Source organism: Rhodococcus sp. 077-4, assembly GCF_047782425.1.
Classification (GTDB): Bacteria; Actinomycetota; Actinomycetes; order Mycobacteriales; family Mycobacteriaceae; genus Rhodococcoides.
The window spans coordinates 33589-49729 of record NZ_JAJPWC010000007.1; the positions used below are offsets into that span (position 1 = coordinate 33589).

The following is a 16141-nucleotide window of genomic DNA, read 5'->3' on the forward strand; positions in this document are numbered from 1 at the left end:
CGACCGGAGGATGGTCATGACCGAATCTGCAACTGCACGACCCATTCACGAAGTACCGACGATCGACAGTGTCGAGATGCGCAATGTACTGGGCCATTTCGCCACCGGAGTTGTCGCCATCACTGCTACCGACACGGCTACCGGGAAGCAGACCGGACTTGCTGCCAATTCGTTCACCTCGGTGTCACTCGATCCGCCCTTGGTCGCCTTCTGTGTTGCACATACGAGTTCCTCGTGGCCGACGATCAAGAAATCCGGCCGCTTCGTGATCAACATCTTGTCCGAGGCCCAGGAGTATGTCGGCCGCCAGTTGGCGATCAAGGGCGGCGACAAGTTCGCCGGTCTGGCGTGGCAACCGTCCCCTGCGGGTGCTCCCGTTCTCGACGACGCGCTCGCCTGGATCGAGGCGGAAATAGAGGCCGAACACGTCGCAGGTGATCATGTCATCGTGGTCTCGCGGGTCCACCACATCTATGCAGCAGATCGGGATCCACTGCTCTTCTATCGAGGAAAGTACGGCCGGCTCACCGCACCCTGATATCTCGAGCCTCAGTTCCGGAAGGCCCACAGCCTTCACACACCGTGTAGTGAAAAGGCTGCTCCGTCGAAAGGTTCACCATGAAAAGCACTGTCGATCAAACCGAATCGTTGATTTCGGACTTGCAGTTCGATCCCGTTCCCGCTGCCATCGCTGCGATCGCGCGAGGCGAGATCGTCGTTGTGGTCGATGACGAGGACAGGGAGAACGAAGGTGATCTCGTCATGGCAGCGGGGTCGGCAGATGCGAAGTCCATGTCGTTCTTCGTTCGGCACACCTCGGGGTTTGTCTGCGTAGCCATGCATGACGACCGCGCCGACGAACTGGGACTGCCCCTGATGGTCCCTCAGGGATCGAACGGTGAAGCATTGGGCACTGCGTTCGCCGTGTCGGTCGATGCCAAACACGGTGTCGGGACCGGAATCTCGGCAACCGACCGCGCGACGACTGCCCGAGCTCTCGCAGCCGGTGACACAGGACCTGGGGACTTGACGCGCCCGGGACACGTCATGCCACTTCGAGCGCGTCGCGGCGGCGTCCTCGAGCGCACGGGACACACCGAGGCAACGGTTGACCTGTGCAGCCTCGCAGGCGTCGAACCTGTTGGCGTGCTGTGTGAACTCGTCGACGACGACGGCTCCATGTCGCGCAGACCTTCCCTTTTCGATTTCGCACGGCGGCACGGTCTATCCATCGTCAGCATCGCTGATCTGGTGGCATATCGACGACTCACCGAATCTGCAGTGGATCGTGTTTCGACCAGCGAAATTCCGACCGAACACGGCATATTCACCATGCATGTCTTTCGCGAGGCGACCGGGACAGAGCACGCGGCACTCGTATACGGGACACCGCACATGGCGCCTCCGCCGGCCGCCCACGCTCCGGTCGTCCGTGTACACAGCGAATGTTTGACCGGTGACGCTTTCGGTTCGCTCAGATGTGACTGCGGACCGCAGCTCCAGCAGTCGCTGGCTGCGATCGCGCAGGCGGGCAGTGGTGCACTGGTCTACATGCGAGGCCATGAGGGACGCGGCATCGGACTCGGGGCGAAGATTGCCGCATATTCACTGCAGGACAGTGGTTTCGACACGGTCGACGCCAATACTCGACTAGGGTTACCTGTCGACGGTCGAGAATATGTTGCGGCCGCCGCCATACTGCACGACCTCGGTCTGCCCAAGGTACGCCTGGTCACCAACAGTCCCGACAAGATCACTGCACTGCGTCGAGCAGGAATCGCGGTAGAAGCACGAGTGTCGATGCCGGTGTCGTGCAACCACTTCAATGCTCATTACCTCATGACGAAGCGAGACCGGCTGGGCCACATGATCGACGGCCTGGACGACCTCGCGGCGCAAACGGGGTGAACGAAAGGAAAGATCTCGTGGGACAACTGGACGGAAAAGTTGCTTTCATCACCGGCGCGGCTCGTGGTCAAGGTCGTTGTCATGCAATCGAACTGGCTCGATCCGGAGCCTCGATCATCGCACTGGACATCTGCAGCCAAATCGACACCGTTGCATACCGGATGTCCACCCCCGAAGACCTCGACGAGACCGTACGCCTGGTCGAGGAGGTAGGGGGCAAAATTGTAGCGTCGCAAGCCGATGTACGAGACCGCGCGCAGGTGGAGACAGCCCTGGCGCGCGGAGTGGAAGTGTTCGGTCAACCCGATATCGTGTTGGCCAATGCCGGCATTTCTCCCCAACGTGCGTCCGAGCCCGACCCTCAAGCAGTCTTCGTCGACACCATCGAAACCAATCTGATCGGTGTATGGAACACCGTGATAGCCGCAGCGCCTGCGATGATCGAACGCGGCCAAGGCGGATCCATCGTCATCACCAGCTCTGCGCAAGGCATCATCGGCCGCGGTGGCGACGGATCGGGTGCCGCAACGGCTTATACCGCCAGCAAACACGGCGTGGTCGGCATGATGCGAAGCTTCTCCGCATGGCTTGCGCCACATTCCATTCGGGTCAATACCGTGAATCCGACCGGAGTGAGGACACCCATGGTGGAGAACGACGCAATAGCCGAATGGTTCGCAGCCAACCCGACGGTCGCCGCTACGATGGGGAACCCGATGCCGGTGTTCATGGTCGACCCGATCGATGTGACACGTGCGGTGTTGTATCTGGTCGGAGAATCCGGACGCTATGTCACCGGAGTAGTCCTGCCTGTCGATGCCGGGTTCACCAGCAAGTAAAGCGTTTTCTTTTTTCGACCAATGCCAAAAGGTCCGACCGATCATCCGGTCGGACCTTCTCGCATTCGATAGCTCCTACTTGGGTAGTGAAGAGTAGACGACGACGTGGTTTCCCCACGGATCTACGAGCACGGCCCGTATCTCGTGCGGTCCCACTTCGGGCTCCTTTGCGACGGTACCGCCGGCGGACAACGCCGATGCCACAGCGGCATTCACGTCGGCCACCTTGATCGAAGCCGCTACCCGACCGCCGGTGACATCCTCTTCGGCACCTGCCAATGCGAACGTCACCGATCCCCCATCGAGGGCAGCGTAACGGTCGCCGTCTTGGAATTTGGTGTCGAACGAGAACACACCGGCGTAGAACTTTGCCGCTGCGTCGACGTCGGAGACCGGGTAGAAGACGTTGCCCACCTTGCCTGGCTCACTCATGAATTCTCCATTCTCGCCTTTGACTCTGCTGTTACGACTGTGCGGCACGGGTGGTTTCGTAGCGTTGCTTGGCCCGCACGTTGGCAGCTTTGAGTGCTACCTGGAAGTCACCCTCCGACTGGTGGAACGAATCCCAATTTTCTACTCGCCGCCTGCTCGAGTCCTGGAAATACGGAGCGACCTCACGGGCGAACAATTCGTACGAGTTCTTCGTGTCCTGAGGAGATGCCCAGTCGAGCACACGGATCAGGTGGGTGCCGTAGCCCCCGGACATCTCCTGCATCCGCTCGATGTGGTCGATCGCATCTTGCGGGGTACCGACCACGCCGAGGTTCGACGCACGGAAGACCTCGATCATCGGTGCATCGTCGGGCAATCCGGACGTGTCGTAGATGTTCTTGAGGAAACTCGCATCGCGGAACAGGTACCGGCCTGCGTCCTCCATGGCGTAGCTGACCTGCCGTTCGGCCTCCTCGCGCGTCTCGGCAACATGAATGACGCTGACCAGACGCCAGTCCTGTCGGTCGCCCGGCCCGTGGCCTGCCAACTCACGCTGCTCGGAGTAGATCCGCCAGTGATCGGCCAGTACCTTGCTCCCTGCGGAGCTTGCTGCGGCCAACGCCAACATCGGCAGTCCGTAGCGGCCGGCAAGGGTTGCTCCAGCAGGCGAGATCACCGCGGTGACTGCAATCTCGGGATGCGGCCTGGTGTAGGGCAGCATCTGCAGTTGCGCCGATCGCAACTCGAACCAGTCCGTCTTACGATCGATCGTTCCCTCTTCCGTGAAGAGTGCGATGATCGCTTCGAGGGATTCCTCCATCCGCTCGCGCAGTGTCGAGTAGTCGAGGCCCATCATCGCGGCATCGGAGGGCAACGCTCCGGGACCGACACCCATGATCAAACGACCACGCGTGAGATGGTCGAGCAGCGCGATTCGTTCGGCCACCATCAGCGGGTGATGGTAGGGCAACGAGATGACCCCGGTGCCCAATTTTATCGACTTGGTGCGCTGCGCGGCCGCCGCAATGAAGATCTCCGGACTCGACACGATCTCCCAACCGCTGGAGTGGTGCTCACCGATGAAGGCCTCTTCGAATCCGAGATTATCGAGATGCTCCACCAACTGGAGATCGCGTTCGAGATCCCAGGTCGGGTTGTTCGTCGGCTTGTGTTCGGGACCGATGAAGACGCCGAACCGCATGCGCCTGCGTTGTTGTTCGTTCATGGTGCGGGGCTCCAATTCTCTTCTGCTCGTACTGTCGCCGGATCGCTCACTCGGGTGTCCGGCAGGTATCGCTCGCCTCGACGTCGGTCGTTTACGCGAGCCTGATCCCACGTCCGATCACGTGGAGCGGAGCGCCTCGGTTCGCGCGAGGTCGACCGTGCCGTCGGGATCGACGACGACGCCGTACTGTTCGGCAGCCGCAGCCGGGGACACACGTCCCGACTGCACGTCTGCGACCACCTCGTCGACGGGCCGGTCGAACGGACTCCCGATACCTCCGCCTCCTGTGGTCTCGACGATGAATGCTTCTCCCGCAGAGAAGTACTCGTTGTTGACCTTTGCCGCGAGACGCACCGAAGTTCCGTCGATGGCGCGCTTGCGGAAGGCTCCCGGAACGCCGGCCGAACCACCGTCACGGCCCCTCGGCCCATTGGTCAGGCGGTCACCCCGAGTCGTGACGTATGCGTCCGACAGAAGGCGGAACGTCGTTCGCGTGCCGAGTCCGCCTCGCCAACGCCCAGCTCCACCCGAGTCGCGAACGAAGTCGATCTCTTCGATGATGAGCGGGCATCGCGCCTCCACCGGTTCTACCTGTGGTACTGAATTACGTCCGAGACCGAAGTGCACTCCCGTCGCGTCGGGCCCGTCCTTTCCGTACCTCGCGCCGACCCCGCCGTACTCGTACGCGAGATGGACCCAGAACGGAGCCGTGGTCGCGGCGATGGAGAACGGTTGCAAAATTCCCGATGCGGCGATGGCGCGGTGCGGCATTGCATCCGAGAGCGCCTGCAGTACCGCCTCCATCGCCGCGTAGGCCGGGAGAAACCGACCCCCACACGGGTACGGCGAGGTTGCGTTGAGCAGTGATCCTTTGGGCAACTTGACATCAAGCACCCGAAGGCAGCCGTCGTTCATGGGGATTTCCGGATCGATGAAACACCGGAACGCGAACACAGCGGCTGCGAGAGTCTGCGAAATGCTCGAGTTGACGGCGGCCGCGACCTGCCTGTCGGTTCCATCGAAGTCGAGCGTCACCCCGTCGGCATTCAACGTCACGGCCACCTTGACCCGGTAGCTGACGCCTTCGTGAACACCGTCGTCGTCGATCGTGTACTCGGCGGGATAGACCCCGTACGGCAGGTCGTCCAACGCTGCGCGAGTCAATGTCTCGGTGTAGGTCAGGTAGCTTTCGACTCCCGCTGCGAACCCGTCGGCACCATGAGTTTCGATCAGTTCCTCCACCCGAAGGGCTGCCGTCGAGGCTCCGGCGATCAAAGCACGAACGTCACCGACGACCTTCTCGGGTGTCCTGGAATTGAGCGCGAGGATCCGCGTGATGGACTCCTCCAGACCGTCTGCGGTAGCAATACGAACCGGCGGCAGCTGCAGCCCTTCAGCAAAGATTTCCGTTGCAAGAGAGGCCATCCCACCTGCAGAGGCACCGCCGATATCGGAGACGTGAATGAGAGTGCCGGTGAAGTAAGCAACACGACCGTCCACGAATATCGGCTTGAAGATCAGGATGTCGTTGGTATGAATACCGCCCTTGTATGCGTCGTTGGTGGCGAAGACGTCGCCCTGGCGCATCGTATCGGCTGGTATGTCCTCCAGCAGGAATGGGATGGCGACCGACAGCGCCATACTGTTCATCAGGGTGGTTGCCATCGAATGGGCGATCAGACGCCCATCCTTGTCGAGAATGGCGGCCGACGCATCCGAGCCTTCCACGACGAACGTCGAGTAGGCAGATCGCACCACGACGATGCTTGCCTCTTCCGCCGCAACAACGAGCGCGTTGCGCAGAACTTCGGCGGTCAACAGATCGTCTGCGATCGTTGCAGTCATCGTGCATTCTCCTTGCTGGTTTCTGCGTCCGACACGTTCTGTTGTGCAGCAGTTCTGGTCAAGACGATGTTGAACGCGTCGTCGATGTGTGCCGACCAGGTCGGCGGTACGACGATCGTCGATTCGTCGTCGGCGACCAAGAGTGGTCCGTCCACCCGAACGCCCGGTTCGAATGAGTCACGGGTGCGAACGGGCGTGGGGCGGTACTCACCGAATTCCTTGAACCAGATGGGGCGCGACAGGATGTCGGCTCCTGCGTCGACTGTCACAGCCCGCCCCAGCGGCACCTTCGGCACCAACTGTGTGACGCGCACTCGGAAGCTGACGAACTCCAGAGATCCACTGCCGGCAATTCCGTACGACTCCTTGTACTTTTCGGCGAAGCGGGCGTGCAGGGAGGCCAGGGTGGTGTCGTCCCAGCGCGAATCAGCACGATCACCGTCGAGGTCGATCGTCAGTTCGTGAGCCTGTCCGGCGAGGCGTACGTCGACGGAGCGGATGACCCGCACGTCGGGATCATCGTCCAGGTCGACGCCGAGGTCACTGGCTGCTGCCCCCGCCAACTCGTGGAAAATGCCATTGACATCGTCGGCGTCCACGGAGTCTTCACGCCGCAGTTCGCTGCGCACGCGATCCGTACTCAAGTCGGTTCCGAGCAGACCGACGGCCGAGCCGACACCGCATGACGGCGGAACGAGAACGTGCTGAATCTCGAATGCCTCTGCAACGCGCGCTGCATGCATCGGACCTGCCCCGCCGGAGGCGACGACCGCAAAGTTGCGAGGATCCAATCCTCGCTGGACCGTCACCACGCGGAAGGCTGCGGCCATTGTCGCGTTGGCGATATCGACCACGGCGTTGGCAGCGGCTTCTCGGGACACTCCCAAGGGTGCAGCGAGACTCTTGTCGATGGCTTCCTCGGCACGGTGCGCGGCCAACTTCATGGTCCCGCCCGCAAAGGTGGTCGGATCGAGGTAACCGAGTACGAGATTGGCGTCGGTGACGGTGGGCTCGACCCCTCCGAGGTCGTAGCACGCAGGCCCTGGTTGCGATCCTGCCGAGTGAGGACCTACACGCAGGGCACCTCCGTCGTCCACCCACGCCACGCTTCCGCCACCCGCGCCGACTTCGGCCAGGTCGATAGCAGGGGTCTTGATCGGAACGCCGGTTCCCGCGCGGCGACCGCCGAAGCTGCCCTTCCCTCCCACGTGAAACTCGACCGTGATCGAGGGCTCACCGTTCCTGATGACCGAAGCTTTGGCCGTGGTGCCGCCCATGTCGAACGAGATCACGTCTCGGTGTCCGGCCGACAGGCCTGTTGCCCGTGCTGCGAGAACGCCTGCGGCAGGGCCGGATTCGATGGTGGCCACCGCGCGACGTCCGGCCAGCTCGGCAGACATCACTCCTCCGCCGGACTCCATGACCTGGACGGTGACATCGATGCCTTCGTCGCGCAAACGACCCTGCAGAGCACTCAGATACTTGACCATCACCGGACCCACGTACGCCGACATCAACGTGGTCGTCGTTCGTTCGTACTCGCGGAGCTCAGGCCAGATTTCCGACGAGGTGACAACTGTTGCCCCAGTGGGCAGTTCCTCGGCCACGATCTCCGCTGCCCGCTTCTCGTGTGCCGCATTGGCATAGGAGTGAATCAAGGCGATGGATACCGAGTCGATACCCCGAGAGCGGATGATCTTGGCGACCGACCTGACCGAATCCTCGTCGAGCGGCTTCAGCTCCGACCCGGAGCTGTCCAATCGGCCACCGATCTCGAAGCAATCAGCTGCGGGAATGGGTGGCGTCGGAGGGTCGAAGAACAGGTCGAACCGATCCTCCTCCACTCGCGCATACCGCCCGAGAGGAAGCAGGCTGCGAAAGCCTTCCGTGCCGATGTGCGCCACGCGAACGCCCTTACGTTCGAGAATCGCATTGGTTGCAAGGGTGGTCGCGTGCACGACCCGCCCTATCAGGCCCGGCAGCACCTCGGCCGACGCGAGTGCTGCGTTGATACCCGTGATGATCCCCCTGGTGGGGTCGTCGTGAGTGCTGAGCGTTTTCGCTACGGCGACCTGACCTTCGGGAGCCGCAAGGACGACATCGGTGAATGTGCCTCCGACATCGACGCCGATCGCGTACGGCCGTTCGGTGAGTTGGTGAGCTGCTGGCATCTTCCGACCTTATCTAGTTGAGCAAGCGCTTGTCGAGCATCCGCCGTCGTCACTGTTCGGAACCGAGGCGACGTTTCGACAATGCTAAACCAAGCGCTTGCTTGATGTAATAGGATGGCGAAATGACTTCGACAAATCTTGCCGGGAAAATTGCGGTGGTCACCGGAGCAGGTGCGGGAATCGGCGCGCGCACTGCTCGACTGTTGGGCGACAGAGGCGCTCATGTCGTGGTGGTCGACCGCGACATCGAGGCCGGACAGCGAACGGCGGAGTCGATCCCGTCGGCCGTGTTTATTCAGCTGGACCTCTCGGACGACGCTGCGATCGAAGTCGCACTCGACACCCACAGCGAACTCACCCGCGCGGACATTCTCGTCAACAACGCCGGAGTCACGCGCGTGGAGCGATTCATCGAGAGCGATCCCGCGTCGTGGGACCTCATGTGGCGCGTGAATCTGAGGGCTCCGATGCGCTTGAGCCAGGCGGTTCTACCGTCGATGATCGAAAGGGGCGGTGGCAGAATCTTGTTCGTCTCGACCGATAGTGCGCGCGCCGGCGGCGGAGGCGAGGGCGTCTACTCCGCAACCAAGTCCGGCCTGCTAGGTTTCGCCAAAACCATCGCTCGTGAAAGCGCACGATTCGCGGTCACCTCGAACGTAGTGTGCCCCGGTCTGATCGATACGGGCATGCTGACCGACGTACGCGATGGAAACCCGACGTTCATGGACAAACTGCGCTCCGCCATTCCGATGAAGCGACTCGGAACCTCCGATGAGGTTGCGGAAGCAATCGTGTTCCTGTGCTCCGCAGAGTCGTCTTACATCACCGGCCAGGTCCTCAGCGTCAACGGCGGCATAACGATGATGTGATGCCGAACCGGACGGAAGCCGAACTACAGGACGGCGATCGGGTTCAAGGGACTCGCAGTGCCCCCTTCTATCGGGAGTGGTGCCGCCACGAAGAGAAATTCGTGGACACCGCTCGCGGCGAGCTCCTCGAGCCACAACATCTCGATGAGGTAGACGCCGTGGCTCCACAACGTCAACATATGGATGTCCTCGTCGACCGATCCATGGAACGTTCCCCCCACATCCAGTGCACCGACTGCCACGTTGTCACTGCCGATGGCAACGACATCCTGGTCCACCAACCAGGATCCCCCCGAAAAGTCGAGCCCGGGTTGGGCGTCCTGATATCGAGCCGGGTCGTCGCCGAACACCGTCGAAAAGCCGGTGCGAACCAGAACGACGTCGCCTGCTCGTACCTCCACACCCTGCGCGTCGGCAGTCGACTCCAACAACTGCGCATCGATGCGGACGGCGCCGTCGAGGAAAGGCACTTCATGGTGAGCAGCGACATCGAGGAGCACCCCTCGCGCAACGATCGGACCGACTTTGTCGATTCCACATCGGGTTGCGCCGTAACTGCGGACGCGGTCGGAACTGTGCCCGTTGTACAGTTTGTCGCCGCGCCACATGTGGGAGAGCGCATCCATGTGCGTGGTCGTCCCGTGTGGAGAAACGATCAGCGCATCGTCGGCTACCGACATCTCCCCCTTGATCTTCCGCGCACCCGCCGCATAGTCACCTCCGTCGATCGACATGAAATGCTGCGGCAACGGACGGCCGTGCAGATGCGGAACCGTCGTCGCTCCCGGGCCTGACGTGGATCCCTTGATGGGCATCGCAAGTGACAGCGCCTGCCCACGGCGCGGTGTCGCGCACGCGTCGAGAACTCGCTGCGGAGTGAGCAGGTTGGCTGCACCCCGCTCGTCGGCGTCGCCCCATCGCCCCCAGTTGCCACGAGAAGGAGGCACGTCCGCTTCGGAAATCATGGTCGTAGTCTGCCATGCAGGTATGCAGCCAAGCAATTGCTTGGTTAAATGATATGGATGTCCGACGCCAATGACGACTAGGAGCTCCTGTGGATGCCCCCGCCGATACTCGAACGACCGAAGCAGCGTTGATCGCCGCTGCCATTCCCCTCCATCCAGGCGATCAGAACCGACCGGAGGTTTTCGTACCCGAACACATCGTGAAAGCTCTGCTCCGTCGTCACCAGGTGTCCGTACCCGATTCGGTCACCTTCACCCACGTCCGCGGTGCACGCGACACCGTCGGCGGCCTGGGCGAACCTCTGGTCGTGAAGGCGTTCGGCACCGGACTCCTCCACAAGAGTGATGTAGGGGCCGTTGCACTCGGGATTACCCGTGAGACCGTCGAACAATCTGTGCGCGACATGAGCGCGAAATTGTTGCAGGCGAATTTGACTCCCGACGGCTACCTCGTGGAGAAGCAACATCCCGGGGGCACCGAGTTGATCGTCGGCGTCGTTCGCGACGCCACCTTCGGATACGTCCTCCTACTCGGATTGGGTGGTGTGGCAACAGAACTACTCGACTTGAATGCACTCCGCGTACTGCCGTTGTCGCGAAACGACGCCGAAGAGCTGGCCGACTCGTTCCCCGGAGCGCCGCTGTTGAGCGGAGCGCGCGGACGTCCACCTACCGACCGCGCGGCCCTTGTCGACTTCCTGCTGGCGATCGGCGGAGAGGGCGGCTTCGTCGATGTGGTCGGCCCCACCCTGATCGAGTTCGAGTGCAACCCCATTGTCGCGACTCCCGACGGCGTCGAGGCTCTCGACGCAAGGCTCGTCCTCGATCCGACACTGCGCCTCGGGGGTCGAAATACAAGCGCGGTTCACGACTTCGAACGACTGTTCTCGCCTCGCTCGATTGCCGTCGCCGGCGCTTCGACGTCGCGATCCAGCTTCGGTAACCGGTTCCTGGCGGCATACCGTCAAGCTGGGTGGACGGACCGTTTGGTTGCCGTTCATCCGACGGCCGACGAGATCGACGGGGTGCAGGCATATCCGTCGTTCGAGGCCATTCCGTTCGACATCGACTACGTCGTCGCAGCAGTGCCTGCAGCTGCGACACCTGATCTGGTCGCGTCGGCTGCTGCCTCGAAAGTCGGCTTCGTGCATGTGGTGACCGGCGGATTCGCGGAGATGGGCTCGAAGGGCAAAGCACTACAGGACAGCCTGGCGGCCGCGGTTCGCGGGACCGACACGCGGTTACTCGGTCCGAATTGCCTCGGCGTCTTCTCCCCCGCCGGCAAGCAGACGTTCACTCTCAATTCTCCGAGGACCCGCGGAAATGTCTCCGTCGTCTCACAGAGCGGGGGACTTTCCGGGGACATGATCACCGTCGGAGATCGGCGCGGCGTACGTTACTCCAAGCTGGTCAGCATCGGCAACGCCATCGACGTCAGCCAAGGCGAGGTGACCAACTGGCTGGTGAGCGACCCCGACACCTCGGTAATCGGGATTTATCTCGAAGGAACCGACGACGGTGCGACGCTGGTGTCGGCTTTCCGTGCCGCCGATGGAATCAAGCCGATCGTCGTGTTGCGGGGAGGGTCGAGCGCTCAAGGATCCGCTGCGGTCAGCTCGCACACCGGGTCCATGGCGACGAGTCCCAAGATTTGGAAAGCGATCGCAGACTCGACCGGAGTGTTCATGGTGTACACACTCGATCACTACCTCTCGGCGCTTGCCTACCTCCAGCGCAGAGTGGCCACCACCACCGTAGCCGGCGGCGTGTTGGTCGTCGGTCTCGGTGGAGGAGCGTCGGTTCTTGCAACCGACGCGTGCGATCGAGCAGGCCTCGACCTGGTTCCGCTCGGCGACGACCTACGCGCCACACTTCGTGAATCCGGTTTCGGCGCAGGAACTTCGGTGGCGAATCCGCTGGAGATTCCGATCGGTCCGGTCTCACCGACCGACCTTCTCGTCGATGTTCTGAAACCGGTGTTGTCCAGCAGCGTCGGCGTCTACTCGGATGTACTCGTCCACGTCAACATTGCCGCCTACTACAACTACGGGGACAACGGACTCGCGCCTCTGGTCTCGACTCTGCAGGCACTCACCGCCGCCGAACTGGACATCAACATCTGCGTGGTGACGCGGAACGTCGACGTTGCGCCGGCCGAGGATGCAGCTGCACTTGCCGAGTTCACCGCTCATTCGACCGTTCACGTCGTGCGCGACTTCGACGAGGCCGCAACGGCCATCGCGGCGGCAGGACGCTTCGACCGACGTCGACTGCGTGCATCGATCGGAAGGACGCACACCTAGCAATCACCGACATCGCCTGCTTCGCAGGCGATGTCGGTGACGGTGTCGGGCAGTCGGGGCTTCGAGTCAGTGTGGTGCGACGACATCCGATGCGGTCGTGACGTCCAAGACACTCTCTCGGTTCCCGTGCGGCAACAGGAATGTGATGGCGAGGCTGACCACGGCACATCCTGCGCCGATGAGGAACGCTATCGAGTAACCGGTTCCGGAGAAGTACGTTCCGACACCTGACACCAGTAGGTGACCGGCGAGGACACCGAACGCAATCTGAATCAACATCGCTGTTCCGAGGTTCTGCGCACAGAGTGCGATTGCAGCAGTGATGCCCTGCTTTTCAGGCGGTGCAGCTTGAACGATGAGGTTGGGCAGTGCGCCGTACGTCGCGCCCATTCCGGCACCGAAGACCACGAGAGCGAAAGCCACCTGCCAGGTTTCGGAATGCCACAGCGCAAGAGAAAGTCCACCGGCGAACAGAAAAACACACCCGAACTGCATGGGAAGTTTGATACCCCACCTGCGAGCCATGCCGCCGCACACGAACCCCGATATCACCATGGCCGCTCCCAGCGGAGCCAAGTACACAGCCACCCCCAGCGCATCGGTACCGAAACCGAAGGTCTCCCCCACCTCGCGAGGTGTTTGGATAAGACTCGGTACGAGCGAGGACACGATACCGGTTGCCGCGTAGATGAACCCACCCAGCAGAACCGTGGTCCACACCGGCCGACTACGCAGCAAGGGCAGCTCGATCAACGGCTCAGGGAACTTCCTGTCCCACATGATCCAGGCAACGAATCCAAGAGCACCGAGCAGCAACACACCGATGAATCGCGCCGACGTCCAGCCCCACGTGCCGCCTTCACCGAGGGCGAAGACCACGACCGCACCGCCGGCACCGAGCATCAAAGCGCCCGGCCAATCCAGCCGACTCTTCACTCGCAGCGGCGACTCCGGCATGAACGCCAGGATGCCTACGATGCACACCACCTGGTAGATGGCCAGGAACCAGAAGATCGACAAAGCACCCATGGTATCGATCAGCCACCCCGCAAGGAACGGCGCTGCGACGAACGTCGCCCCCGCACCGGTGAACGTCACCGTGATCGCAAACGCGATGAGCTTCTTCGGGAAGACGTCCCGGATCAGGGAATATCCGAGCGCCGGTGTGATGTACATCAGGCCCTGCAACCCGCGACCCAGAAGGAAGATCTCGTAGCTGGGCGCCACTGCGGAAATAACCGCGCCCAGCGCAGACAACGCGATGACCACAACGAGTACCAGTCGCTTGCCCCGCAGATCGGCAAGTTTGCCGATCACCGCAACCAGGACTGCAACAACAAGATTGGGCAAGGTGATCACCCAGCCGAGGTTCGGCGTATCGAACGACGCACTGATTCCCGGCAAAGCAGTTGCGACAAGGTTGTAGGCGAAGGCCGCCAGCTCACCGAGCAGGACGATGACAACGAGGGCCGCTATCCACCTCGGAGACCAGCCCGACCCCCCCTCGTCGTCCGATGACGACGGGGGTGCCGGACTGGCCGACGTACTGCGAGCTGCCGAGGAAGATTCTGTGGTCACTGAGGACTCCTGCCGAAGTGGGACAACGGTGGAACCGGCACGAATGTGTCGTGGACCACACGATACAAACCAAGCACTAGCTTGGCAAGACTTGCGCGTCGATTAGTTCGGTTCCCGCCCCCGAGGCGCGACACTCGAACGATCAGTAACCGCCGCTATGAGACAGAATTCGCTTCGGATTCTCGATGAGCATTTCGTCTATCTGTTCTTGCGACACTCCTCGTTCACGTAACGCAGGAACGACATCGTCGGCAATGTGCGTCCATTTCCACCGTGGATAGAGCTCGGCCCTGCGCACGGGGTCCGACATGTCGGAGAAACACGAAGTATCATGAGAGAGAACCATTTTGGAGGAGTAGCCACGGTCGCACATCGTCGCGACGATCTCGACCCGCTTTTCGAAGGACACGGTGTCGAGGCCGAATCGATCCATACCCAGGTAAGAGCCTGCGTCGGCCATGGTCTGAAGATAGTCGTAATCGTCGGTGTCTCCGGAATGTCCGATCACCACCCGCCCGAGATCGACGCCTTCTTCGGCGAACACCTTCTGCTGATCGAGACCCCGCCGTAAACCCGAGTGCGTGTGCGTCGTGATCGGCGCACCGGTTTGCCTGTGCGCGAACGCCACCGACCGCAGAACCCGGTCCACGTCGCGGGTCAGGCCCGCTTCATCGGTGACACACTTGAGCATCGACGCTCTCACCCCGGTGCCGGTAACCCCTTCGGTGATATCGCGAACGAAGAACTCCGCCAACCGATCCGGGCCACCTGCAGGAGTGCCGGGGCCACGGTAATGAAAGTACACGGGCAATTCGGACAGCACGTATGCGCCGGTAGCCACCAGAATGTTGACATCGGATCGTTTGGCCACTTCGACCACTCGCGGTACGTAACGCCCGAGCCCGATGACAGTCAGGTCGACGAGAGTGTCGAAGCCGCGGCTCTTGAGAGCGGACAGACGCCGAACCGCCTCGTCGATCTGGGCCTCCTCGTCCCAGGACTCGGGGTAGTCCGGCCAGTTCTGTTGGACTTCGGGGCTGGTCACGAAGATGTGCTCGTGCATCAGCGTGCGCCCGAGAGCGCCGACGTTCACCGGTCCGCCGGCAGTCGAGACGGTGGTAGTCACCGCAGTACCGGCTCATGAATCGGCGCCTGGGGATGGACGATGTGATTCTGCGCGTGCCACGGCTGATGCGCCTGAAATCCGCCGTCGGCCGTGAGCGTCTGACCGGTGATGTATTTCGACTCCGAACTGGCAAGAAACACAATTACCGATGCCAGGTCCTCGGGCTCCGCGAAGTCTTCTACCAAAAGGTTCGCGTCGTACGCCGCAAGCTTCTCCTCGGACAGGTTCTTTCGGGCCGTCGGACTCAGAATCAACCCCGACGCGATCGCGTTGGCTCTGATGCCGCGCTTACCGTGCGAGGTTGCGGTGGAGCGCGTCAACGAGTATTTCGCCGCCATGGATGCCGCATATGCCGCATGAACGGTGTCACCGCTGAAACCGGACGTCGATCCGACGTTGACGATCACTCCTCCCCCGCGCCGCTGCATGGACGGGATGGCGTAGCGGGTACCCCAGACCGCGCCGTAGAAGTTGACGGCGAAGGTCCGATCCCACGCTGCGTCCGGAGTGGACTCGACGTTGATGTCGGCTTCCTCGGGTCCGCCGTAGGCGACTGCATTGTTGATGAGGATGTCGACACCCCCGTACACCCGTTCGGCTTCGTCGATGAGGGCAGCGACCTCACTCTGCACCCCAACGTCCGCGACGAACGGGTGTGCAGAACCGCCGGCCCTCGTTATTTCGTCGGCCACCGAGTGCAACTTGTCCCGCTGCACATCGTCGACGATCACCGAAACGCCTTCTTGCGCCAACCGCAATGCCGTCGCACGACCGACTCCTTGCGCAGCACCGGTCACCACGGCCACTGTTCCATTTTTCCACGTACCCATACGGGCACCTCCTCGCCTGTCGATTGGGTCTCGAACCAATAGTAAAGCAA

Annotated in this window: 13 protein-coding genes; 5 read left to right on the forward strand and 8 right to left on the reverse strand. The window is 61.9% G+C overall.

From position 1 onward, the window contains the following. The first annotated feature begins 16 nt into the window (after positions 1-16). The 3 genes from ACNEOT_RS23880 to ACNEOT_RS23890 all read left to right on the forward strand — a co-directional run bounded on the left by ACNEOT_RS23880 (position 17) and on the right by ACNEOT_RS23890 (position 2747). Complete coding sequence (locus tag ACNEOT_RS23880) at positions 17-538, forward strand: flavin reductase family protein (protein WP_415977166.1); 522 nt, start codon at positions 17-19, stop codon at positions 536-538. Positions 539-618: 80 nt separating this feature from the next. Continuing rightward, complete coding sequence (gene ribB, locus ACNEOT_RS23885) at positions 619-1908, forward strand: 3,4-dihydroxy-2-butanone-4-phosphate synthase (protein WP_415977167.1); 1290 nt, start codon at positions 619-621, stop codon at positions 1906-1908. 17 nt (positions 1909-1925) lie between these two features. Continuing rightward, on the forward strand, positions 1926-2747 hold the full coding sequence (locus tag ACNEOT_RS23890; RefSeq protein WP_415977168.1) for a mycofactocin-coupled SDR family oxidoreductase: 822 nt from the start codon (positions 1926-1928) through the stop codon (positions 2745-2747). Between the two features lie 75 nt (positions 2748-2822). Here ACNEOT_RS23890 and ACNEOT_RS23895 read toward each other — a convergent pair whose 3' ends face one another. The 4 genes from ACNEOT_RS23895 to ACNEOT_RS23910 form a co-directional block, all read right to left on the reverse strand. After that, on the reverse strand, positions 2823-3179 hold the full coding sequence (locus ACNEOT_RS23895; RefSeq protein ID WP_415977169.1) for a VOC family protein: 357 nt from the start codon (positions 3177-3179) through the stop codon (positions 2823-2825). Between the two features lie 31 nt (positions 3180-3210). Continuing rightward, a complete protein-coding gene (locus tag ACNEOT_RS23900; protein ID WP_415977171.1) occupies positions 3211-4404 on the reverse strand; it encodes an LLM class flavin-dependent oxidoreductase in 1194 nt (397 codons plus the stop codon). A 117-nt stretch (positions 4405-4521) separates the two neighbouring features. Next, positions 4522-6249 carry a hydantoinase B/oxoprolinase family protein gene (locus tag ACNEOT_RS23905; RefSeq protein WP_415977173.1) on the reverse strand — a complete coding sequence of 576 codons (1728 nt, stop codon included), beginning with the start codon at positions 6247-6249 and terminating at the stop codon, positions 4522-4524. Continuing rightward, entirely contained in the window at positions 6246-8420 is a 2175-nt protein-coding gene (locus ACNEOT_RS23910; RefSeq protein WP_415977174.1) for a hydantoinase/oxoprolinase family protein, read from the reverse strand. The genes ACNEOT_RS23905 and ACNEOT_RS23910 overlap by 4 nt, the downstream gene beginning before the upstream one ends. A gap of 122 nt (positions 8421-8542) precedes the next feature. Between ACNEOT_RS23910 and ACNEOT_RS23915 the strand changes: the two genes are divergently transcribed. Further along, positions 8543-9289 (forward strand): SDR family NAD(P)-dependent oxidoreductase, encoded by a 747-nt coding sequence (locus ACNEOT_RS23915; protein ID WP_415977175.1) that lies wholly within the window; start codon positions 8543-8545, stop codon positions 9287-9289. 23 nt (positions 9290-9312) lie between these two features. Here the strand turns inward: ACNEOT_RS23915 and ACNEOT_RS23920 are convergent, their stop codons facing one another. Then, positions 9313-10254: a cyclase family protein gene (locus ACNEOT_RS23920; RefSeq protein WP_415977176.1), complete on the reverse strand. Its 942-nt coding sequence runs from the start codon at positions 10252-10254 to the stop codon at positions 9313-9315. 89 nt (positions 10255-10343) lie between these two features. On the opposite strand from ACNEOT_RS23920, the gene ACNEOT_RS23925 reads away from it, so the two are divergent. After that, on the forward strand, positions 10344-12557 hold the full coding sequence (locus ACNEOT_RS23925) for an acetate--CoA ligase family protein (protein WP_415977178.1): 2214 nt from the start codon (positions 10344-10346) through the stop codon (positions 12555-12557). Between the two features lie 66 nt (positions 12558-12623). Here the strand turns inward: ACNEOT_RS23925 and ACNEOT_RS23930 are convergent, their stop codons facing one another. The 3 genes from ACNEOT_RS23930 to ACNEOT_RS23940 form a co-directional block, all read right to left on the reverse strand. Next, a complete protein-coding gene (locus ACNEOT_RS23930) occupies positions 12624-14135 on the reverse strand; it encodes an MFS transporter (protein ID WP_415977179.1) in 1512 nt (503 codons plus the stop codon). 142 nt (positions 14136-14277) lie between these two features. Continuing rightward, a complete protein-coding gene (locus tag ACNEOT_RS23935) occupies positions 14278-15261 on the reverse strand; it encodes a phosphotriesterase (protein WP_415977180.1) in 984 nt (327 codons plus the stop codon). After that, positions 15258-16091 (reverse strand): SDR family NAD(P)-dependent oxidoreductase, encoded by an 834-nt coding sequence (locus ACNEOT_RS23940; RefSeq protein ID WP_415977181.1) that lies wholly within the window; start codon positions 16089-16091, stop codon positions 15258-15260. The genes ACNEOT_RS23935 and ACNEOT_RS23940 overlap by 4 nt, the downstream gene beginning before the upstream one ends. Positions 16092-16141: the final 50 nt, after the last annotated feature.

What these genes read in the sequence shown, in the direction of transcription:
- ACNEOT_RS23900 (WP_415977171.1), bottom strand. Translation starts at nt 4,404, where the DNA reads ATGAACGAACAACAACGCAGGCGCATGCGGTTCGGCGTCTTCATCGGT.
- ACNEOT_RS23905 (WP_415977173.1), bottom strand. Translation starts at nt 6,249, where the DNA reads ATGACTGCAACGATCGCAGACGATCTGTTGACCGCCGAAGTTCTGCGC.
- ACNEOT_RS23880 (WP_415977166.1), top strand. Translation starts at nt 17, where the DNA reads ATGACCGAATCTGCAACTGCACGACCCATTCACGAAGTACCGACGATC.
- ACNEOT_RS23910 (WP_415977174.1), bottom strand. Translation starts at nt 8,420, where the DNA reads ATGCCAGCAGCTCACCAACTCACCGAACGGCCGTACGCGATCGGCGTC.
- ACNEOT_RS23940 (WP_415977181.1), bottom strand. Translation starts at nt 16,091, where the DNA reads ATGGGTACGTGGAAAAATGGAACAGTGGCCGTGGTGACCGGTGCTGCG.
- ACNEOT_RS23895 (WP_415977169.1), bottom strand. Translation starts at nt 3,179, where the DNA reads ATGAGTGAGCCAGGCAAGGTGGGCAACGTCTTCTACCCGGTCTCCGAC.
- ACNEOT_RS23920 (WP_415977176.1), bottom strand. Translation starts at nt 10,254, where the DNA reads ATGATTTCCGAAGCGGACGTGCCTCCTTCTCGTGGCAACTGGGGGCGA.
- ACNEOT_RS23915 (WP_415977175.1), top strand. Translation starts at nt 8,543, where the DNA reads ATGACTTCGACAAATCTTGCCGGGAAAATTGCGGTGGTCACCGGAGCA.
- ribB (WP_415977167.1), top strand. Translation starts at nt 619, where the DNA reads ATGAAAAGCACTGTCGATCAAACCGAATCGTTGATTTCGGACTTGCAG.